Raw genomic sequence first — 18,054 nt, 5'->3', positions numbered from 1 at the left:
GTCAGCGGCCTTCGTTCATCAGGGTCACGAACTCGTCGAACAGCGGCGCGGCGTCGTGCGGGCCCGCCGCGGCCTCGGGGTGGTACTGCACGGAGAACGCCGGCGCCTCGAGCAGCCGGACGCCCTCGACGGTGCCGTCGTTGGGGCAGTAGTGCGACAGCACGGCGCGGCCGAACTCGGAGGAGAACTCCTCACCCGGCGTGCCCTCCAGCGCGAACCCGTGGTTCTGCGAGGTGATGGCGACCTTGCCGGTGGCCACGTCGATCACCGGGATGTTGATGCCGCGGTGGCCGTAGCGCATCTTGTACGTCCCGCGGCCGACCGCGCGGCCCAGGATCTGGTTGCCGAAGCAGATGCCGAACAGCGGCAGCTTGCGGCCCAGCGCCTCCTTGGTGAGCGCGATCGCGTGGTCCTGCGTGGCCGGGTCGCCCGGGCCGTTGCTCAGGAACAACCCGTCCGGGCTGACCTTCAGGATGTCCTCGAACGAACTGGTGAGCGGCAGCACGTGCACCTCGATGCCGCGCGCCGCCATCATCCGCGGGGTGTTCGACTTGATGCCCAGGTCGAGCGCCGCGACGGTGAACTTCTTCTCGCCGATGGCTTCCACCACGTACGGCTTGTCCGTGGTGACGTCGACCGCGAGGTTCGCGCCGAGCATCTCGGCCGATGCCTTGACCTGCTCGACCATCGACGCGTCGTCGGTGAGCTCGGAGCCGGAGAAGACACCGGCGCGCATCGCGCCCTGCTCACGGATGTGGCGCGTGAGCGTGCGGGTGTCGAGGCCCGCGATGCCGACGATGCCCTGGTTCGTCAGTTCCTCGTCCAGGCCGCGCTTGGACCGCCAGTTCGACGGCGTGCGCGCGGGGTCGCGGACGACGTACCCGGCGACCCAGATCCTGCTCGACTCGTCGTCCTCGTCGTTCCAGCCGGTGTTGCCGATCTGCGGTGCGGTCTGCACCACGATCTGGCGGTGGTAGGACGGGTCCGTCAGGGTTTCCTGGTACCCGGTCATGGCCGTGGAGAACACGACCTCGCCGAGCGAGACGCCGGTCGCTCCGTACGCCTCACCGCGGAAGACGCGACCGTCTTCCAGCACCAATGCCGCGTTCGTCACGCCTTGCCTCCCATGTTCAACTCTCCTTGGCTGAGAGCCGCAACCCATTCGTCGTACACGTCTTTGTCGTCACCGCGGAAACCGGTGTCGAACAGGTGGCCGTCGTTCTCCCACTGGACCACCAGAAGTCCCTCTTCGCTGAACATGACCTTCCCGGCGAGCCCGCGGTCGGTGCGGGCGTCCCGGATGGACCCGGCGGGGATGAAGATCGGCGAAGCGCCGGTCCGTTCGATCGCGATGCCTTCCGGCACAAGGCTCAGCGTCGCCTCCGCGCGGTGACCGATGTCGCCGACCTGGATCCGGTCCTGCCAGTTGCCCGCGTTCGTCGTTCCGATGTAGACACCCGTGGTGGCGAGCTTCGGCGCACCCAGGGTGTCCGGCGTCGAGGGGAACGCGGGGAGGTCGGTCTGCTTGCGCTGACGTCGCTTCCAGCCGTGCCACATGCCGTAGACGCACAGCGCGAAGAAGACCAAAACCGCCACGGAGAGAAGTACGCGGGTCATTCCGCAATCCTTCCCGCCAGTGCCGTGACACGGCCACGCAAGATGGTGGCCGTCACCGCGCCGGGCAGTTCCATGCCCTCGAACGGGGTGTTGCCCGCGATGCTCGCGAGCTGCGCACCGTTCACCGTCCACGTCGTGTCCGGGTCGACCAGCACGAGGTTCGCGGGCTCACCGACGGCGATCGGGCGGCCCTGGTCGGTCAGGCCGGCGATCTCGGCGGGCTTCTCGCTCATCACCCGTGCGACACCGCGCCAGTCCAGCAGACCGGTCCTCACCATCGTCTCGACGACGATGCCGAGCGCGGTCTGCAGGCCGAGCATGCCGGGGCGCGCGGCCGACCACTCGCAGTCCTTGTCCTGGATCGCGTGCGGGGCGTGGTCCGTGGCGACGCAGTCGATGGTGCCGTCCGCCAGGGCCTGCCGCAGCGCGTCGACGTCGTCCTGCGTACGCAGCGGCGGGTTGACCTTGTTGACCGGGTCGTAGGTGCTCAGCCGGTCGTCGGTCAGGATCAGGTGGTGAGGGGTGACCTCGGCGCTGACCTTGGTACCGCGCGCCTTCGCCCACTTCAGGACGTCCGCCGTGCCGGTGGTGCTGACGTGGCAGACGTGCAGCTTCGCGTCGACCTGCTTCGCGAGGATGCAGTCGCGGGCGACGATCGACTCCTCGGCCGCCGCCGGCCAGCCCTGCAGACCGAGCCGGGACGCGTTCTCGCCCTCGTGCGCCTGGGCGCCGATGGTGAGGCGCGGTTCCTCGGCGTGCTGGGCGATCACGGCGTTGAGGGCCTTCGAGTACTCGAGGGCACGGCGCATGATCAACGGGTCGTGCACGCAGTGGCCGTCGTCGGAGAAGATCTTCACGTTGGCCTTGGAGTTGGCCATCGTGCCGAGTTCGGCGAGCTTCTCGCCCTTGAGCCCGACGGTGACGGCGCCGACCGGGTGGACGTCGACGAGGCCGACCTCCTGGCCGCGGCGGGCGACGTGCTCGACGATCACGGCGTTGTCGGCGACCGGGTCGGTGTTGGCCATGGCGAACACCGCCGTGTAGCCACCGAGTGCGGCCGCACGCGAGCCCGTTTCGATGGTCTCGGTGTCCTCGCGGCCGGGCTCACGCAGGTGGGTGTGGAGGTCCACGAAACCGGGCAGCAGCACTGCCCCGTTGCCTTCGATGACTTCGGCGTTCTCGTCCGTACCTTCTGCGATCACGCCATCGCGGATCAGCAGATCGATCGGGTCCCCCTCGCCATAGGGCCTAACTCCCTTGAGAAGCAAGGGTTTCACGCGTTTTCCTCCTCGTGGGCAAGCAGGTGGTACAGCACGGCCATGCGCACGTGGACACCGTTGCGGACCTGCTCGGTGATGGCGGCCTGCGGGCTGTCGGCGACCACGGAGGCGATCTCCATGCCGCGCAGCATCGGGCCGGGGTGCAGCACGACGGCGTGCTCCGGCAGCAGTTTCAGGCGGCGTTCGTTCAGGCCGTAGGCGATGGAGTACTCGCGGGCGCTCGGGAAGAACCCGCCGGTCATCCGTTCGGCCTGTACGCGCAGCAACATCACGGCGTCCTGCGACGCGAGCTCGGAGTCGATCTGGTGCGAGACCGTGACCGGCCACTTCTCCACGCCCGTCGGCAGGAGCGTGGGCGGCGCGACCAGCGTGACCTCGGCGCCGAGCGTGGTGAGCAGGTGCACGTTCGACCGGGCGACCCGGCTGTGCAGCACGTCGCCGACGATCGCGACGCGGCGGCCGTCGAGGCTGCCGAGCCGGTCGCGCAACGTGGCGGCGTCGAGCAGCGCCTGCGTCGGGTGCTCGTGCATGCCGTCACCGGCGTTCACGACCGAGGTGTTGGTGTGCTTGAGCCAGCCCGCGAGCCGGTGGGCCGCACCGGACGCCGGGTGCCGCACGATCACGCAGTCCGCACCGGCGGCCTGCAGGGTGAGCGCGGTGTCGCGAAGGGACTCGCCCTTGCTGACGCTGGAACCTGAGCTGCTGACGTTGATCACGTCGGCGGACATCCACTTGCCCGCGATCTCGAAGGAGACGCGGGTGCGGGTGCTGTTCTCGTAGAACATGGTGATCACGGTGCGTCCGCGCAACGTCGGCAGCTTGCGGACCTCGCGGCCGAGCAGCGCCTGCTTCAGGCGGTCGGCGGTGTCGAGGATCGCGATGGCCTGATCGCGGTCGAGGCCGTCGGTGGAGAGCAGGTGCTTCACTTCAGCACCACTCCGTCGCGGCCGTCGAACTCGTCCAGCATGACCACGACGTCCTCGGTCTTGGACGTCGGGAGGTTCTTGCCGACGTAGTCCGCGCGGATCGGCAGTTCGCGGTGCCCGCGGTCGACCAGCACGGCGAGCTGCACCGCGCGTGGACGGCCGTGGTCGCGCAGGGCGTCGAGCGCGGCGCGGATGGTGCGACCGGAGAACAACACGTCGTCCACCAGCACCACGAGCTTGTCGTCGATGCCGCCCTCGGGCAGCTTCGTCGCCTCCAGCGGCCGCGTGGGGCCACGGCGGAGATCGTCGCGGTAGAGGGTGATGTCGAGCGTTCCCTCGTGCACCCGGTGGCCGGAGAACTCGGCGATCTTGGCGGCCAGGCGGCGTGCGAGAGGGGCACCCCGGCTGGGGATACCCATCAAGACGACGTCGGGTGCGCTCGGTGCATCGAGTGCGGTCTTCTCGATGATCTGATGGGCCATTCGGGCGACAGTGCGCGCGACGTCTCCGGCCGACAGGATCTCGCGATCCCCGGCCGGATCCGTCGCGCCACGTTGACGTGACGCCACGGCTGGACCTCCTTCCCCGCCTCACTGGACGGGTCCTTAAAGGACGTCGGACACCTAGTAATAACTAGGCTGACCTGCACCGTATCACCTACGGACGGTCAACCATCCGAGTGGTGTCGCACGCGTGGCGCGCGTCTCTCCTTGAGATCAGCTTGACCTGTCGACCACGGCGAGTAATCATTACTCTGCGTATCGATCGAAGCCTCCCCCGCAGCACTGCCGTACTGCTGTCGGGGCGAATGAACGGAGAACCGCCACATGGGCGACTACGCCAAGGCGCTGGGGGCCAAGCTCCGCGCTATCCGCCAGCAGCAGGGTCTGTCCCTGCACGGCGTCGAGCAGAAGTCCGGCGGTCGCTGGAAGGCCGTGGTCGTCGGCTCCTACGAGCGTGGTGACCGCGCGGTGACCGTGCAGAAGCTGGCCGAGCTGGCCGACTTCTACGGGGTTCCCGTCGCCGAGCTTTTGCCTGAAGGCCGCGTGCCCTCCGGCGCCGAGCCGGCCACCAAGATCGTGATCAACCTGGAACGCCTCCAGCAGCTGCCGGTCGAGAAGGTGGGCCCGCTGGCCCGCTACGCCGCGACCATCCAGTCGCAGCGCGGCGACTACAACGGCAAGGTGCTCTCCATCCGCACCGAGGACCTGCGTTCGCTCGCGATCATCTACGACATGACCCCGGGCGAGCTCACCGAGCAGCTCATCGACTGGGGCGTGCTGCCTCCCGAGGCCCGCCCCGCGAAGGAAGACTGAGCTTCACTTCCTTCCCGGTTTTTCACTGCACGTAGTGGCTTCCCCGACGTCCAGACAGTCGCCCAGCGGACGTCGAGGAAGCCACTGCTGCATTCGTGGCGGATGTGCTCATTCGGGTGAGAAAAGCCGGTCGACGTGCTGCCGGTCCGTGATCGGCTTGCCGACCGGCGCCTGAGTGGAAGCCCCGCGGCCCCGTGCCGCGGTGAGCGCGGTGATCGATGCGCGCGCTCCTGGTCCGCGATCGGCCTCCATGGCCAACGGCTGTGTGGAGTCCCAGCCGGCTAACGCGCGATGAAGCGCGACGACCGAACGCGCGCGCTCCGCCCACACGGGCCGAACCGCCGCACCCGCCTCTCCTCGTCGCCCGTCACCCGGCCGTGCGGAACCCCGCCGGCTCGTCCAGCGCGAAAAGCCGGTCGACGTGCTGCCGGTCCGTGATCGCGTGGATCGCCGCGATCTTCCGCTCGCGCACCGTGAACGCCACCAGCGCGATCGGCTTGCCGTCCACCGTCGACACCAGCCCCGCCTCGCCGCCGACCACCGCGGGCTCCACGCACGGCGCCGCCTGCAGGACCGCGGCCCTCGGCGCCACCATGCCGGACCCGCGCAGCCAGATCTCCTCCGACCGCAGCGTCACGTCCGGGTCCAGCACGTCCTTGCCCGCCATGAACGCGTCGACCACGTCACGCTGCCCGTCGAGGTCCACATCGGACACCGGCCGGTTCGCCACCCGCTGCCGTGCCCGTGCCTCGACCTGCAGCGCACCGAGCGGCGTGCGGCCGATCAGCGGCGCGACCTGCTCGAACGGCTCCTCGAACATGTCGTGCAGCACGTACGCCACCCGTTCGTCCGGGGTCAGCGCGTCGAGCGCGGTCAGCACGCCCAGGCCCACCTCGTCGTTCGGGCCCTTGCTCACCACCGGGTCCGGCATCGCGAAGCCCTTTTCCCGCGCGCGCAGCATCGTGAGGCTCACCCGCGCCACCACCGTGCTCAGCCAGCTCGGCTCACCGGTCTTCTCGATCTTGCGACGTGCCTCGCGCACCGCGTCGGCGGCTTCGGCGAACCGGCCGAGCATGCGGTAGGCGAGTCTGTCCTCCTGGTCCAACTCCCCGATCATCGTTGGTCCCCTTCACGTCGAGCGCCCACTTGGACAGACATCGAGTGGGCGCCAAACGTGACCAGCGACAGCAGTGGTCTTGCTCACGGAATAATCGCGGCCAGTTGTTCTTTGTCCTGAATCACGTGAATTGCGACGATCTGTCCGTCGCGGACGGTGAAGGCCATCGCCGAGAACAGCACGCCGTCGACCCAGCTGATGAAGCCCGCCTCGCCACCGACGAGCGCGAACTGGACCTCGGCCATCGTCGCGAACTGGCGGAACGTGCTCGCCCGGCCGGCCACCTTCCGTCCGCCGATGACCTCCAGGGCGCCCGCGCGCAGCACGACGTCCGGATGCAGCACGGAGACCAGGCCCTCCAGATCGCCTTCCTTGGACGCCTTCAGGAACGCCTGCACCACTTCCCGCTGCTTCGGCAGGTCGACGTTGGGCTGCGGCCGGTCCTGCACGCGTTTGCGCGCGCGGGACGCGAGCTGCCGTGTGGTCGTGGGCGTCTTGTCGATCAACGGCGCGATGTCGTCGAACGGCACGGCGAACATGTCGTGCAGCACGAACGCGAGCCGCTCATCGGGCTTCAACGTGTCCAGCACGATCAGCATCGCGAGCCCGACCTCGTCCTTGGCGACGGCCTGCTGTTCCGGCTCGTCGCGGACGTCGATCACCGGGTCCGGCATCTCGAACGCGTGCTCCCGCCTGTCCCGCAACATGTTCAGGCACACCCGGCCGACCACGGTGGTGAGCCAGGCGGCGGGGTTCTCGACCGCGCTCGTGTCCGCGCGCTCGACCCGGAGCCACGCTTCCTGCAGCGCGTCGTCGGCCTCGGCGAACGACCCGAGCATCCGGTGGGCGACGGCGCGCAACCGTGCGCGCTCCTGCTCGAACTGCGCGATCAAAACTTCCCCCTGTGGCCTGGCACACACCGTGTCACGTTTCCGAGCGCCGCCGGGTCGACCGGGCAACGACTCACTTTGGAGAGTAGCCATGAAGATCCTGGTCACCGGCGGCACCGGCACCCTCGGCCGGCACGTCGTCCCGCGGCTCCGCGAGGCCGGCGCCGAGGTCACGACCCTCAGCAGGCACGGCGACATCGCCTGCGACCTGCTGGCAGGCGACGTCCCGCAGATCGACGCGGACGTCGTGGTGCACCTCGCCGGTGGGCAGAAGGGCGACGACATCGCGACCCGCAACCTGCTCGCGGCCTGCGCAAACGTTCGCCACCTCGTCTACATCTCGGTGATCGGCGCGGACACCGTGCCGCTCGCGTGGTTGCGCACCAAGCTCACCTGCGAGCAGGCGATCGCCGACTCGGGCATCCCGTTCACGATCCTGCGCGCGGCCCAGTTCCACGACCTGACGCTGACCATGGTGCGCGCCATGGCGAAGCTGCCGATCGTGCCGGTGCCGGGCATGCGACTGCAGCCGATCGACGCCCGCGACGTGGCCACGCGGATCACGGAACTGGCGCTCGGTTCGCCCGCCGGACGGGTCGCGGACATCGCCGGCCCCGCGGTCTACGAGATGAAGCAGCTCGTGCGGGACTACCTGACGACCGCGGGCAAGCGCCGGCTGACCGTGCCGGTGCGGCTGCCGGGCAAGGCCGGAAAGGCTTACCGGGGCGGGCAGAACCTGACGTTGGACGGCGACCACGGCACCCACACGTGGGAGGAGTTCCTGGCCGCCGCCTGACGCCGCCCAGGAGTTACCAGGGCACAGGCCCGTCCTGGTTGAAGAACCCGCCGGTGGGCCCGTCCGCCCCGAGCGTCGCCAGCCGCACGATGACCGCGGCACCCTGCGCTGTCGTCAGGAAGCCCGAGTGGTTGTTGATGTCCGTGTCCACGTAACCAGGGTCGGCGGCGTTGACGAGGATGCCGTCCTTTCGCAGTTCGTTGGCGTACTGGACGGTCAACGCGTTCAGCGCGGTCTTGGACGGCGTGTACGCGGCGGACGCGGGCAGCGCGGACAGAGGACCGTCCGGGGTGGCGCAGATGGTGAGCGAACCAGCCGCGGAACTGACGTTGACGATGCGCGGTGCCAGCGCGCGGCGCAGCAGCGGGAGCAGGGCGTTGGTCACCGTGATCACGCCGAAGACGTTGGTCTCGAACACTTTCCGGACCATGTCGACGTCGACGGTGCTCGGGATCTGGTCGACGGCGTCGGAAGGCGAGACCTGGCCGGAGCCACTGATGCCGGCGTTGTTCACCAGCACGTCGAGGTGCCCGAAGCACGATTCGACCTGCCGCGCGGCCTCCTCCACGCCCGCCGGATCGGTGACGTCCAGCACGAGTGCGTGCACGTCGCCGCCCAACGCCGCCGCGGCTTCCTCACCGCGCCGCCGGTCTCGGGCGCCGATCAGCACGGTCATGCCTCGCGCGGCCAGCTGTTCGGCGGTCGCGCGGCCGATGCCCTTGTTCGCTCCGGTGATCAAGGCGATCTTGTGCTGTGTCGTCTTTGTGGTGTGACCAGAGCTGGCTGCGCTACGCGGCATTTACGGCACAACCCTTGTCCGCCAAGTCGTTCCTGTCGGCCACGGTGTCCAGGATCGCGCTCGACGTCCACGACGGGCAGATCCAGGCCATCCGGGTGGTGATCAACCCCGACAAGCTCGGGCACCTGGGTCCGGTGGCCGACGCGCGGGTCGTGGTGCGGGAGACGAACCAGGCCCGCTCGATCAGGTGACTTTCGGGGTGTTCCAGCCGGAGGAGAACCACGTCACCTCGCCGGTCGCGGGGTCGTACCGCCGGCGTTCGATGGCACCGATGTCGGCTCCGTAGACGTGGATCCCCACGGTCGGTATGTCACCAACGGCTGCGACGGCGTGCACGTCGTCGTCGGTCGTGCAGCACACGGTGACGTCGCCCTGTTTCCACACCTGGTCGCCTAGTGGAACCAACGGCTCGTGTGCGTCGGCGGCGGGTTTGGCGTAGCGGAACTCGCGTTCGGAACCCGAGTAGATGCCGACCACGCCCCACGTCTCGTGGCCGTGCACGGGCGTGCGTTGGCCTGGGCTCCACACGACGGCGGCCAACGACCAGCGGCCGCCGGGAGCGATGTGCAGCGGGTAGTTGACGTGGTGTTCGGCCGACGGCTGGGTGAACTCGGGTGGAAGCTGGTAGTCGCCGGCCAGCAGGGAGGACAGCAGATCGGCGACCAGCTTGGTGATCTCGTGCTGGTCGTCGGTGGTGCTGAGGACGTGTTCCACGTCGTCGATGAAGGTCTGCAGCGTCATGAGTTGAGCGTGGAGCAGGAGCGGTATGACGTCCAATGCCAATACCCCAGCCAACTCATCGACATCGTTAATGTGTCCGGATGAGATCCTGGCGAGGTGACCACTTCTGACGCAGGGCTGCTCGCCGATCTCAACCCGCTCCCGTCCGGCCTGGACGCACGGCTGCGCGACCACCTCACGTTCCTGATCGAGGTCGACAAGCTGAAGACGATCCTGCGCCAGTCCCCGCTCGCCGCGGCGCAACGGCGGGAGAACGACGCCGAGCACTCGTGGCACCTCGCGCTGATGGTCATGGTCCTCGCGGAGTACGCCGACGAACCGATCGACGTCGGCCACACGATCAAGCTCGTGGTGGTGCACGACCTCGTCGAGATCTACGCGGGCGACACCCCGATCTACGACACCGAGGCGGGCGTGAGTCAGCAGGAACGCGAGGAGGCCGCCGCGGACCAGTTGTTCGGCATCCTGCCGGAGGACTCGGGCCGGGCACTTCGAACACTGTGGGACGAGTTCGAGACGCGCGCGACGCCGGAAGCGCGGTTCGCGAAGGCCATGGACCGGTTCCAGCCGCTGCTGCTCAACTGGATGGCCAAGGGCGGGACCTGGCGCACCCCCGGCGTCACCGCGGACGCCGTGCGCGGCCGCAAGGCAGTGATCGGCGAGGCCTCGAAGACGCTCTGGGACACCGCCAAGCACCTGATCGACGAGGGCGAGCGCCGGGGATGGGCGCGAACCGACTGAAACGACGAACGGCCCGTGCTCTGAGAAAGCACGGGCCGTTCAGCGAAAACTAGAGAACAGCGCGCAGCTGGTCCGCGATGACAGCGATCCGGCCCAGCACACCGTTCACGAACCGCGGCGAGTCGTCCGTGGACAGGCCCTTGGCGAGCTCCACGGCCTCGTCGATGGCCACCGCGTCCGGCACGTCGGCCGCCCACAGCAGCTCGTACAGGCCGAGGCGCAGGATCGCGCGGTCGACCGCCGGCATGCGCTGCAGGGTCCAGCCCTCGGCGTGCTCCGAGATGAGGTCGTCGATGCGCGTGCGGTGCGCGGTGACGCCTTCGACGAGCGTCACCGTGTAGTCGTTGATCGGCGGGACATCAGCAGACCCGATGCGCGAGGCCAGCAACGTCACGGCGTCGCCACCCAGCAGATCGGCTTCGTAGAGGAAGTCGACCGCGCGCTTGCGGGCCTTGCTCCGAGCACCCATCAGGACTTGTCGCTGATGCGGCCGAGGTAACGGCCATCGCGGGTGTCGACCTTGATCTTCTCACCGGTCGTGACGAACAGCGGGACCTGGATCTCGGCGCCGGTCTCCAGGCGGGCGGGCTTGGTGCCGCCGGTGGAGCGGTCGCCCTGCAGGCCGGGGTCGGTGTGCTCGATGACGAGCTCGACCGAGGTCGGGAGCTCGACGAACAGCGGGACGCCCTCGTGCGTGGCGACCATCGCCTCCTGGTTCTCCAGGAGGTAGTTCGCGGCGTCGCTGACCGTCTCGGCCGGAACCGGGATCTGGTCGTAGGTGTCGCCGTCCATGAAGATGAAGTCGGTGCCTTCCTTGTACAGGAAGGTCATGCCGCGCTTGTCCACGGTGGCGGTCTCGACCTTGGTGCCCGCGTTGAAGGTCTTGTCGACGACCTTCCCGGTCAGCACGTGCTTGAGGGTCGTGCGCACGAAGGCGCCACCCTTGCCGGGCTTGACGTGCTGGAACGCGGTGACGGTCCAGAGCTGGCCGTCGAGGTTCAGCACCAGGCCGTTCTTCAGGTCGTTCGTGGTGGCCACGGTGGAATTTCTCCTGTGTAGGACGGGGATGTCAGACGACCACGAGTTCCTTCGTGGTCAGGGTGAGGAGCTCCGGCCCGCTTTCGCGGACCACGAGGGTGTCCTCGATGCGGACTCCGCCCCGCCCCGACAAGTAGACGCCGGGCTCGACGGTGACCGCCATACCGGCCGAAAGTGTACCGTCACCCGCCTTCGACAACGCCGGTGCCTCGTGGATCTCCAGCCCGACCCCGTGGCCCAGGCCGTGCAGGAACTCGCTCCCGTGCCCGGCCTTCTCGATCACCTCGCGCGACGCGTGGTCGACGTCGCTCACGTTCACGCCCGGCTTCAGCGCGCCGCGTCCGGCCGCCTGCGACCGTGCGACCAGGTCGTACAGCTCGCGCTGCCAGTCCGCGGGCTTGCCGAGCACCAGCGTGCGGGTCATGTCCGAGTGGTAGCCGTCGACGAGTGCGCCGAAGTCGAGCTTGATCAGGTCACCCTGGTGCAGCGTCGCGTCGGTCGGCGAGTGGTGCGGGACCGCCGAGTTCGCCCCGAACGCCACGATCGACGAGAACGACGGCCCTTCCGCGCCGTGGTCGAGCATGCGGCTCTCCAGCTCGCGCGCGACCTCGCGTTCGGTCCGGCCCGCCCGCAGGCCGCCGTGCCCGATCAACGCCGCCAGCGCCCGGTCCGCCGCCGCGCACGCCATCCGCAGCGCCTCGATCTCGACCTCGTCCTTGACCAGCCGCAGCTTCTCGACCAGGCCGCTGGCCTTGGTGAGCTCCGCCTCCGCCGCCTGGGTCAGCGCCTCCAGACCGTCCACCGTGACGTGGTGGCTCTCGTACCCGAGCCTGCCCTTGGCACGCTTGGCCAGCGCGACGTCGCACGGCCGCTCGATCAGCCGCTCGAGGTCCGGCACCTGCTTCTTCGACTGCGTGAGATAGCGGCCGTCGGTGCAGAACACCGAGGAGTCGTCGCCGTTCACGTCGATCAGGACGGCGGCATTCGATCCGGTGAACCCGGTGAGGTACCGGACGTTCAACAGGTTCGTCACGAGGAGCGCGTCCAGGTTCGTGGCCTGGAGCTCCTGGCGCAATGCGATTCGGCGAGCGGCGTACGACGACATGTGTCGCAGCGTACGGCCAGTCCTAAGCTGTCCGCATGCGTCCTTGGTTCGTCCGTGCGTTGTGGATGGGGCTCCTGCACGGGGCCGTGCAGACGGGCGTGGCCGCGGTCGCCGTCCGCAGCCCCGAGGCGTCGTCGGTCGGCCCCATCGCCATCGGGTTGCTGATCGCCGCCGCCGTCATCTGGGGCGCGGTCGACACGCTGCGCGACCTGCCCTCACGCGGCATGCAGTGGTTCATCGCCGCGCTGATCGCCGGTCCGTTCGCCGGGGCGCTCGGGGTGATCGGCTCGGCCGTGCTCGTCGATCAGACCGGGCAGGAGGCGCTCTGGGTGGCGTTGACCGGCGGGGCGGCGTTCACGGCGTTGCTGGTGCTGGCGCCGGCCGGGCTCGGCATGCTGCTGGGCGGGTTCCTCGTGCAGAAGAACACCGTCTAGTCCGCGCCGGTGACCTTGAGCCGGTAGGTCACCGACGTCGAGAAGTCGCCCGACTCCCCCACGATCTTGAGTTCGTGCTCGCCCGCCCGCAACGGCGGCAGCCAGCCCCACAGCCCGCATGCCTGGGCCGTGTGCCGCCCCGCGCTCTCCCCGGTCGCGTTGTCCCGCGCGGCCTGGAAGGTGATCTCGACAGCGTCGACCCGCCGCACCTCCACGACCTGCCCGTCGAGCGTCATCGAGCCCTTCGCCGAGGCCATGAACGACTTGCAGCTGGACGTGTTGGCGCTGTACCGGTTGACGGCGGGCGCGGCGAGCGGACGGCCGGCGGGCACCTCACACTTCCGTTCCACCTCACCGCCGAACGTCCCGGCGAGGAACCACATGTCCTTCGGCTGGTTCTCGGCGCACCACTGCCCGGTGTCGTCGACCACGGGGTTGCGGTTCTCGGGGCTCGACAGCGCCCACGTCCACCACTTCGCCTGCAGGTCCGCGTCCGACGGCCGCTCGGCCGCGGCCGGTGTCACAGAGGTCGGTTCCCCGGAGTTCGGGGCGGATTGGGGCTTCGCGATCCCGCACCCGGCCAGGAGCAGGGCGAACGCGGCGATGAGCAGTCTCGGCACGAGCGGCATCGTCGCACGATCAAGCGGCTACCAGCTCTATTTCGAAGCCGTCCGTGTTCTCCAGGAACGCGGCGTAGTGATCCGGTCCTCCCGCGTGAGGATGCCTGTCCGCGAACATGAGCCGCCAGCCGTTCCGCTCGGCTTCCGCGGTCAGGCGGTCGACGTCTTCGCGCGTGCCGGCGTGGAGGGCGAGGTGGTTGAGTCCGGATTTCATCCGATCGTGTGGACCGGTCAGCGCCGGGGACTGCTCGACCACGACGTAGGTCTCGCCGAGCTTCCAGCTGACGCCGGCGGCCCAGCGCTGGAACTCGGTCCAGCCGAGTGCCGGGAAGAGCCAGCCGAAGGTTGCTTCGGCACGGGCGAGGTCCGGCACCCATAGCTCGATGTGGTGAAGCATCCCGTCTCCCCCTGCGGTGTCCACTTATTGGCAATTGATCGATGCCGGTGACCTGCCGAAGTCGAATACATGTGCAACGAGGTCTCGGGTGAGGTCCGTGGCGGCACTGTGCTGCAGGTTCACCAGGTCACCGGCGACATCCTGCTTCACCGCGAACCGGCCCGCCGCGACTGGATCACCCCGGCGAGGGTGCTGGCGGTACGAGTGCTCCTGGTACTGCTGCTGACCTGCGCCCAGCAGTACGCCGTGACCGCGCTCGGCGACAGCACCTTCCCCGGCGGCGCCGCCGTCTGGCCGCTCGGCGTCGACGAGGACGAGGTCGCCGAACTGGTCGCGGCGAGGATGCGGGACTGCGCGTCGGAGGTAGTCACGGCTCCCGTGAACTGCCCCCAGCGCGGCTCCGCCCAGCGCGTGCACTCCGTGAAGTGGGCGCTCATGGGGAACACGCGTGACGGCATGTGGGTGGTGTGGCACCGGGATCGGTTCTACGTGAGCGGCACCGCGGTCATGACCTTGGGCTACGTGACCAGTGGCAGCCACGGCTACGAGGTCGACGAGGTGCGGTTCACCGCCGAGGTCCGGTGGCGCGGCAGCCAGACCACGACCGCGGACGTGACCCTGGGACCGGGCATGTTCCCCGGTCTCATCCGCAAGGAGGGGTTCGAGCTCACCAGGGAGGAGATCGGTGCGGCGATCCGCCGCCGGTTCAACGCCTGCACGGCGACCACCGAGTCGCCGATGGGGATCGGCTGTCCCCTCGCCGGCGACACGCCGCGGGTCAGCGGCGTGCAGTGGAAGCTCAACAACTACCAGCTCGCCCACGCGCGCATCGAGCACGACGCCGAGTTCGGGGTCGTCCGGGTCACCGGGAGCTACTCGGTCACGGCGTCGTCCTGCGGCCCGCACGACGCCCAGCCGCACCCGCTGTACACGCAGAGCGGCACCTACCAGGCGACGCTGATCGGCGTCGCCAAAGGTGCCGCTCGCCTGCTGGAGATCAAGCACGTCCCTTGAGCGACAGCCAGCGCAGCGCCAGCAGGTAGCCCTCGACGCCCAGCCCCACGATCACGCCGCTCGCGATCGCCGAGATGACGCTGTGGTGCCGGAACTCCTCGCGCTGGTGGATGTTCGAGATGTGCACCTCGACCAGCGGCGCGGTGAGCTGCGAGCACGCGTCGCGCACCGCGATCGAGTAGTGCGTCCAGGCGGCGCCGTTGAGGACGACCGGGATCGAGGCGTCGGCGGCCTCGTGCAGCCACCCGACCATCTCGCCCTCGTAGTTGGTCTGGCGGACCTCGACGTCGAAGCCGAGTTCCTTGCCCTCGGCGACGCACATCTCGACGAGGTCGGCGTGGGTGGTGCTGCCGTAGATGAGCGGCTCGCGGGTGCCGAGGCGGTTCAGGTTGGGGCCGTTGAGGACGAGGACCTTCACAGCAGCACCGTCCCGCCGGAGGACTTCGGCTCGGCGGCGACCGCGGAGTAGGCGGCGGCGATCAGGGCCGGGTCGGGGCCTTCCAGGCGGCCCGGCTTGGCCAGGCCGTCGAGGACCACGAAGCGGAGCACGCCTGCCTTGTTCTTCTTGTCGACCTTCATGCCCTCCATGAGCTGCGGGAGGGCGTCCGGGTCGTAGGAGGTCGGCAGGCCGAGCAGTTCCAGCACGCGCTTGTGACGGTCGGCGGTGTCGTCGTCGAGGCGGCCGGCCAGGCGGGCCAGTTCGGCGGCGAACACCAGGCCCACGCTGATGGCGGCGCCGTGGCGCCAGCGGTAGCGCTCGCGGCGTTCGATGGCGTGGCCGAGCGTGTGGCCGTAGTTCAGGATTTCGCGCAGGGACGACTCGCGCAGGTCGTTCGTGACGACGTCGGCCTTGATCTGGATCTTGCGGCGGACCAGTTCGGCGAGCACCTCGCCGGTCGGGTCCAGGGCCAGCGCGGGGTCGGCCTCGATGAGGTCCAGGATCACCGGGTCGGCGATGAAGCCGCCCTTGACGATCTCCGCCATGCCGGCGATGAGTTCGTTGCGCGGCAACGTTTCCAGGGTGGCCAGGTCGACGAAGATGGCGTCCGGCTCGTAGAACGTGCCGACGAGGTTCTTGCCCGCGTCGGTGTTGATGCCGGTCTTGCCGCCGACCGCGGCGTCGACCATGCCGAGCAACGTCGTCGGGATGTTCACGAGGCGCACGCCGCGCATCCAGGTGGACGCGACGAACCCCGCGAGGTCGGTGACGGCGCCGCCGCCGAGGCCGACCACGACGTCCTGGCGGGACAGGCCGATCTTGCCGAGCACGTCCCAGCAGAAGCCGGCGACGGCGAGGTCCTTGCCGTCCTCGGCGTCGGGGATCTCGACGCGGTGGGCGTCGGCGCCGCCGGCCTTCAGCTCGTCGACCAGCACCTCGGCGGTCGCGGCGAGCGTCGGCTGGTGGATGATCGCGATCTTGGCGGTGCCGCGCAGGAACTCGACGATGTCGCCGAGCAGGCCGCGGCCGACCACCACGTCGTAGGGCTTCTCGGCGGCGACCCGGATGCGGGCGGGCTCGGTCATTGCACAGCTCCCTTGATCACCGCTTCGGCCACCTGCTCCGGATCGAGGGCGTCGGTCTGCACCTCGATCGTCGCGACCTCGCGGTACAGCGGCAGGCGCGCGTCCAGCAGCGCCTTGAACGTCGCGCGCGGGTTCATGCCGGTCAGCAACGGGCGCGCGGACGACAACCCGGTGCGGCGCACGCCCTCGGCCATGCCCACGTTGAGGAACACGACCGTGTGCGCTTTCAACCGCTCACGGGTGACGGCGGACAGCACCGCTCCCCCGCCGAGCGCGAGCACTCCGTCGTGCTCCGCCAGGCCACGAGCGACGGCTTCTTCTTCCATGGCACGGAAAACCGGCTCGCCGTCGTCGGTGAAGATGTCCGAGATCGGCTTGCCCGCGGTCTCGACGATGTCCGCGTCGACGTCGCGGAAGGCGAGGTCCAGGTGCTTGGCCAGCAGTTCGCTGACGGTGGTCTTCCCGGACCCGGGAGGACCGACCACCACGTATCGAGGGCTCACATGCCCTCCCAGCGGGCTTCCAGCGCCTTGAGGTACGCGTGGGCGTTGCGGCGCGTCTCGTCCAGCGAGTCGCCGCCGAACTTCTCCAGCGCGGCCTCGGCGAGCACCAGCGCCACCACGGACTCCAGCACCACACCGGCCCGCGGCACGGCGCACACGTCCGAGCGCTGGTGGATCGCGACGGCGGGCTCACCGGTGCGGACGTCCACCGTGGACAGTGCGCGCGGAACGGTCGAGATGGGCTTCATGGCAACGCGCGCACGGAGGATCTCGCCGTTGGTGATGCCGCCCTCGAGGCCACCAGCGCGGTTCGAGCGACGCGTGACGCCGACCGGGCCGCTGCCGCGGTCGATCTCGTCGTGGGCCTGCGAACCCCAGCGCTTGGCGGAGGTGAAGCCGTCGCCGATCTCCACGCCCTTCATCGCCTGCACGCCCATCAGGGCGGCGGCCAGGCGCGCGTCGAGGCGGCGGTCCCAGTGCACGTGCGAGCCGAGGCCCGGCGGCAACCCGTACGCGAGCACCTCGATCACGCCGCCGACGGTGTCACCGGCCTCCTTGACGGCCTCGACCTCGGCGACCATGGCCTCGGTGCCGCGCGCGTCGAAGCAGCGCACCGGCGACTCGTCGATCGCGGGCAGGTCGTCCGGGGTGGGCAGGGCGGCGTCCTCTGGCGTCTCGGCCTTGCCGATCGACACCACGTGGCTGACGATCCGCACGCCGAGCAACTGCTGCAGGAACTGCCGCGCGACCGTGCCCAGTGCCGTGCGGGCGGCCGTCTCACGGGCGGAGGCGCGTTCGAGCACGGGCCTGGCCTCGTCGAAGCCGAACTTCTGCATGCCCGGCAGGTCGGCGTGACCGGGCCGGGGCCGCGTCAGGGCCTCGTTGCGGCCGGTGGTCTTGAGCAGGCTCGGGTCGACGGGGTCCGGCGACATGACGGTCTGCCACTTGGGCCACTCGGAGTTGCCGATGGTGACCGCGACCGGGCCGCCCTGGGTCTTGCCGTGGCGCACGCCGCCGAGGATCTCGACCTCGTCCTGCTCGAACCCCATCCGGGGCGAGCGACCGAACCCGAGCCTGCGCCGCCCCAGCTGGGTGACGAGGTCCTCGGTGGTCACCTCGACTCCGGCGGGCATGCCCTCCAGGACGGCGACGAGGGCGGGGCCGTGTGACTCTCCAGCGGTGATCCAGCGCAGCAC

The 18,054-nt window shown here is 69.4% G+C and carries 24 protein-coding genes; 6 read left to right on the top strand and 18 right to left on the bottom strand.

The genetic code is table 11. The annotated features are described in order from the left end of the window. Position 1 precedes the first annotated feature (1 nt). The 5 genes from carA to pyrR are packed head-to-tail and all read right to left on the bottom strand — an operon-like array spanning position 2 to position 4,392. Positions 2–1,162 (bottom strand): glutamine-hydrolyzing carbamoyl-phosphate synthase small subunit, encoded by a 1,161-nt coding sequence (gene carA / locus ACWGE0_RS16640; RefSeq protein ID WP_452261752.1) that lies wholly within the window; start codon positions 1,160–1,162, stop codon positions 2–4. Beyond that, on the bottom strand, positions 1,111–1,617 hold the full coding sequence (locus ACWGE0_RS16635) for a PH-like domain-containing protein (RefSeq protein ID WP_452261751.1): 507 nt from the start codon (positions 1,615–1,617) through the stop codon (positions 1,111–1,113). The genes carA and ACWGE0_RS16635 overlap by 52 nt, the downstream gene beginning before the upstream one ends. Beyond that, complete coding sequence (locus ACWGE0_RS16630) at positions 1,614–2,894, bottom strand: dihydroorotase (RefSeq protein WP_452261750.1); 1,281 nt, start codon at positions 2,892–2,894, stop codon at positions 1,614–1,616. Before ACWGE0_RS16630 ends, ACWGE0_RS16635 begins: the two co-directional genes overlap by 4 nt. After that, a complete protein-coding gene (locus tag ACWGE0_RS16625; RefSeq protein ID WP_452261749.1) occupies positions 2,891–3,823 on the bottom strand; it encodes an aspartate carbamoyltransferase catalytic subunit in 933 nt (310 codons plus the stop codon). Before ACWGE0_RS16625 ends, ACWGE0_RS16630 begins: the two co-directional genes overlap by 4 nt. After that, positions 3,820–4,392 (bottom strand): bifunctional pyr operon transcriptional regulator/uracil phosphoribosyltransferase PyrR, encoded by a 573-nt coding sequence (pyrR, locus tag ACWGE0_RS16620; RefSeq protein ID WP_452261748.1) that lies wholly within the window; start codon positions 4,390–4,392, stop codon positions 3,820–3,822. The genes ACWGE0_RS16625 and pyrR overlap by 4 nt, the downstream gene beginning before the upstream one ends. A 258-nt stretch (positions 4,393–4,650) precedes the next feature. Between pyrR and bldD the strand changes: the two genes are divergently transcribed. Continuing rightward, the gene (gene bldD, locus ACWGE0_RS16615; protein ID WP_030471611.1) at positions 4,651–5,139 is read left to right on the top strand and encodes a transcriptional regulator BldD; all 489 of its coding nucleotides are present in this window, start codon (positions 4,651–4,653) and stop codon (positions 5,137–5,139) included. A gap of 367 nt (positions 5,140–5,506) precedes the next feature. Here the strand turns inward: bldD and ACWGE0_RS16610 are convergent, their stop codons facing one another. Together ACWGE0_RS16610 and ACWGE0_RS16605 are read right to left on the bottom strand one after the other, a co-directional pair. Continuing rightward, positions 5,507–6,256, bottom strand: a complete 750-nt coding sequence (locus ACWGE0_RS16610) for an RNA polymerase subunit sigma-70 (RefSeq protein WP_452261747.1) — start codon at positions 6,254–6,256, stop codon at positions 5,507–5,509. A gap of 83 nt (positions 6,257–6,339) precedes the next feature. Beyond that, complete coding sequence (locus ACWGE0_RS16605) at positions 6,340–7,149, bottom strand: sigma-70 family RNA polymerase sigma factor (RefSeq protein WP_452261746.1); 810 nt, start codon at positions 7,147–7,149, stop codon at positions 6,340–6,342. 88 nt (positions 7,150–7,237) lie between these two features. Here ACWGE0_RS16605 and ACWGE0_RS16600 point away from each other — a divergent pair, with 88 nt between their 5' ends. Then, positions 7,238–7,942 (top strand): SDR family oxidoreductase, encoded by a 705-nt coding sequence (locus ACWGE0_RS16600; protein WP_452261745.1) that lies wholly within the window; start codon positions 7,238–7,240, stop codon positions 7,940–7,942. A 13-nt stretch (positions 7,943–7,955) separates the two neighbouring features. On the opposite strand, the gene ACWGE0_RS16595 is transcribed toward ACWGE0_RS16600, so the two are convergent. Continuing rightward, the gene (locus ACWGE0_RS16595; protein ID WP_452261744.1) at positions 7,956–8,741 is read right to left on the bottom strand and encodes an SDR family NAD(P)-dependent oxidoreductase; all 786 of its coding nucleotides are present in this window, start codon (positions 8,739–8,741) and stop codon (positions 7,956–7,958) included. Positions 8,742–8,755: 14 nt separating this feature from the next. On the opposite strand from ACWGE0_RS16595, the gene ACWGE0_RS16590 reads away from it, so the two are divergent. Then, positions 8,756–8,932, top strand: a complete 177-nt coding sequence (locus ACWGE0_RS16590) for a hypothetical protein (RefSeq protein WP_452261743.1) — start codon at positions 8,756–8,758, stop codon at positions 8,930–8,932. Here ACWGE0_RS16590 and ACWGE0_RS16585 read toward each other — a convergent pair. After that, positions 8,925–9,482 (bottom strand): hypothetical protein, encoded by a 558-nt coding sequence (locus ACWGE0_RS16585; protein WP_452261742.1) that lies wholly within the window; start codon positions 9,480–9,482, stop codon positions 8,925–8,927. The two genes, ACWGE0_RS16590 and ACWGE0_RS16585, sit on opposite strands and share 8 nt — an antisense overlap. A gap of 96 nt (positions 9,483–9,578) precedes the next feature. Between ACWGE0_RS16585 and ACWGE0_RS16580 the strand changes: the two genes are divergently transcribed. Beyond that, positions 9,579–10,223, top strand: coding sequence for an HD domain-containing protein (locus ACWGE0_RS16580; RefSeq protein ID WP_452261741.1), 645 nt, complete (start codon positions 9,579–9,581; stop codon positions 10,221–10,223). Positions 10,224–10,272: 49 nt separating this feature from the next. Here the strand turns inward: ACWGE0_RS16580 and nusB are convergent, their stop codons facing one another. From nusB to ACWGE0_RS16565, 3 genes are read right to left on the bottom strand one after another with little or no spacing between them, the layout of a single operon-like run. Beyond that, positions 10,273–10,692, bottom strand: a complete 420-nt coding sequence (nusB, locus tag ACWGE0_RS16575; RefSeq protein ID WP_452261740.1) for a transcription antitermination factor NusB — start codon at positions 10,690–10,692, stop codon at positions 10,273–10,275. Beyond that, a complete protein-coding gene (gene efp, locus ACWGE0_RS16570) occupies positions 10,692–11,261 on the bottom strand; it encodes an elongation factor P (protein WP_319966622.1) in 570 nt (189 codons plus the stop codon). The genes nusB and efp overlap by 1 nt, the downstream gene beginning before the upstream one ends. 31 nt (positions 11,262–11,292) lie before the next feature. Further along, on the bottom strand, positions 11,293–12,366 hold the full coding sequence (locus ACWGE0_RS16565) for a M24 family metallopeptidase (protein ID WP_452261739.1): 1,074 nt from the start codon (positions 12,364–12,366) through the stop codon (positions 11,293–11,295). A gap of 35 nt (positions 12,367–12,401) precedes the next feature. Here ACWGE0_RS16565 and ACWGE0_RS16560 point away from each other — a divergent pair, with 35 nt between their 5' ends. After that, positions 12,402–12,800: a B-4DMT family transporter gene (locus tag ACWGE0_RS16560; RefSeq protein WP_319966624.1), complete on the top strand. Its 399-nt coding sequence runs from the start codon at positions 12,402–12,404 to the stop codon at positions 12,798–12,800. Here the strand turns inward: ACWGE0_RS16560 and ACWGE0_RS16555 are convergent. Continuing rightward, positions 12,797–13,420 carry a hypothetical protein gene (locus ACWGE0_RS16555; protein ID WP_452261738.1) on the bottom strand — a complete coding sequence of 208 codons (624 nt, stop codon included), beginning with the start codon at positions 13,418–13,420 and terminating at the stop codon, positions 12,797–12,799. The two genes, ACWGE0_RS16560 and ACWGE0_RS16555, sit on opposite strands and share 4 nt — an antisense overlap. 19 nt (positions 13,421–13,439) lie before the next feature. Beyond that, complete coding sequence (locus tag ACWGE0_RS16550; protein WP_452261737.1) at positions 13,440–13,817, bottom strand: VOC family protein; 378 nt, start codon at positions 13,815–13,817, stop codon at positions 13,440–13,442. A 69-nt stretch (positions 13,818–13,886) separates the two neighbouring features. Here ACWGE0_RS16550 and ACWGE0_RS16545 point away from each other — a divergent pair, with 69 nt between their 5' ends. Further along, positions 13,887–14,831, top strand: a complete 945-nt coding sequence (locus tag ACWGE0_RS16545; protein ID WP_452261736.1) for a hypothetical protein — start codon at positions 13,887–13,889, stop codon at positions 14,829–14,831. Here ACWGE0_RS16545 and aroQ read toward each other — a convergent pair. Genes aroQ through aroC form a run of 4 tightly spaced genes read right to left on the bottom strand, consistent with a single transcriptional unit; the run spans position 14,815 to position 18,054 of the window. After that, positions 14,815–15,249 carry a type II 3-dehydroquinate dehydratase gene (aroQ, locus tag ACWGE0_RS16540; protein ID WP_452261735.1) on the bottom strand — a complete coding sequence of 145 codons (435 nt, stop codon included), beginning with the start codon at positions 15,247–15,249 and terminating at the stop codon, positions 14,815–14,817. The two genes, ACWGE0_RS16545 and aroQ, sit on opposite strands and share 17 nt — an antisense overlap. Continuing rightward, on the bottom strand, positions 15,246–16,355 hold the full coding sequence (aroB, locus tag ACWGE0_RS16535) for a 3-dehydroquinate synthase (RefSeq protein WP_452261734.1): 1,110 nt from the start codon (positions 16,353–16,355) through the stop codon (positions 15,246–15,248). The genes aroQ and aroB overlap by 4 nt, the downstream gene beginning before the upstream one ends. After that, entirely contained in the window at positions 16,352–16,858 is a 507-nt protein-coding gene (locus tag ACWGE0_RS16530; protein WP_452261733.1) for a shikimate kinase, read from the bottom strand. The genes aroB and ACWGE0_RS16530 overlap by 4 nt, the downstream gene beginning before the upstream one ends. Further along, the gene (gene aroC, locus ACWGE0_RS16525) at positions 16,855–18,054 is read right to left on the bottom strand and encodes a chorismate synthase (protein WP_319966631.1); all 1,200 of its coding nucleotides are present in this window, start codon (positions 18,052–18,054) and stop codon (positions 16,855–16,857) included. The genes ACWGE0_RS16530 and aroC overlap by 4 nt, the downstream gene beginning before the upstream one ends.

Source organism: Lentzea sp. NPDC054927, assembly GCF_053610285.1.
The sequence above is the reverse complement of the archived record's forward strand: the minus strand, read 5'-3'. Positions and strand labels throughout refer to the sequence as shown.

Excerpts from the sequence above, each read along its gene's own strand:
- carA (WP_452261752.1), bottom strand. The coding sequence starts at position 1,162 with ATGGGTTGCGGCTCTCAGCCAAGGAGAGTTGAACATGGGAGGCAAGGC.
- ACWGE0_RS16635 (WP_452261751.1), bottom strand. The coding sequence starts at position 1,617 with ATGACCCGCGTACTTCTCTCCGTGGCGGTTTTGGTCTTCTTCGCGCTG.
- bldD (WP_030471611.1), top strand. The coding sequence starts at position 4,651 with ATGGGCGACTACGCCAAGGCGCTGGGGGCCAAGCTCCGCGCTATCCGC.
- ACWGE0_RS16610 (WP_452261747.1), bottom strand. The coding sequence starts at position 6,256 with ATGATCGGGGAGTTGGACCAGGAGGACAGACTCGCCTACCGCATGCTC.
- ACWGE0_RS16600 (WP_452261745.1), top strand. The coding sequence starts at position 7,238 with ATGAAGATCCTGGTCACCGGCGGCACCGGCACCCTCGGCCGGCACGTC.
- ACWGE0_RS16595 (WP_452261744.1), bottom strand. The coding sequence starts at position 8,741 with ATGCCGCGTAGCGCAGCCAGCTCTGGTCACACCACAAAGACGACACAG.
- ACWGE0_RS16585 (WP_452261742.1), bottom strand. The coding sequence starts at position 9,482 with ATGACGCTGCAGACCTTCATCGACGACGTGGAACACGTCCTCAGCACC.
- nusB (WP_452261740.1), bottom strand. The coding sequence starts at position 10,692 with ATGGGTGCTCGGAGCAAGGCCCGCAAGCGCGCGGTCGACTTCCTCTAC.
- ACWGE0_RS16565 (WP_452261739.1), bottom strand. The coding sequence starts at position 12,366 with ATGTCGTCGTACGCCGCTCGCCGAATCGCATTGCGCCAGGAGCTCCAG.
- ACWGE0_RS16560 (WP_319966624.1), top strand. The coding sequence starts at position 12,402 with ATGCGTCCTTGGTTCGTCCGTGCGTTGTGGATGGGGCTCCTGCACGGG.
- ACWGE0_RS16550 (WP_452261737.1), bottom strand. The coding sequence starts at position 13,817 with ATGCTTCACCACATCGAGCTATGGGTGCCGGACCTCGCCCGTGCCGAA.
- ACWGE0_RS16545 (WP_452261736.1), top strand. The coding sequence starts at position 13,887 with ATGTGCAACGAGGTCTCGGGTGAGGTCCGTGGCGGCACTGTGCTGCAG.
- aroB (WP_452261734.1), bottom strand. The coding sequence starts at position 16,355 with ATGACCGAGCCCGCCCGCATCCGGGTCGCCGCCGAGAAGCCCTACGAC.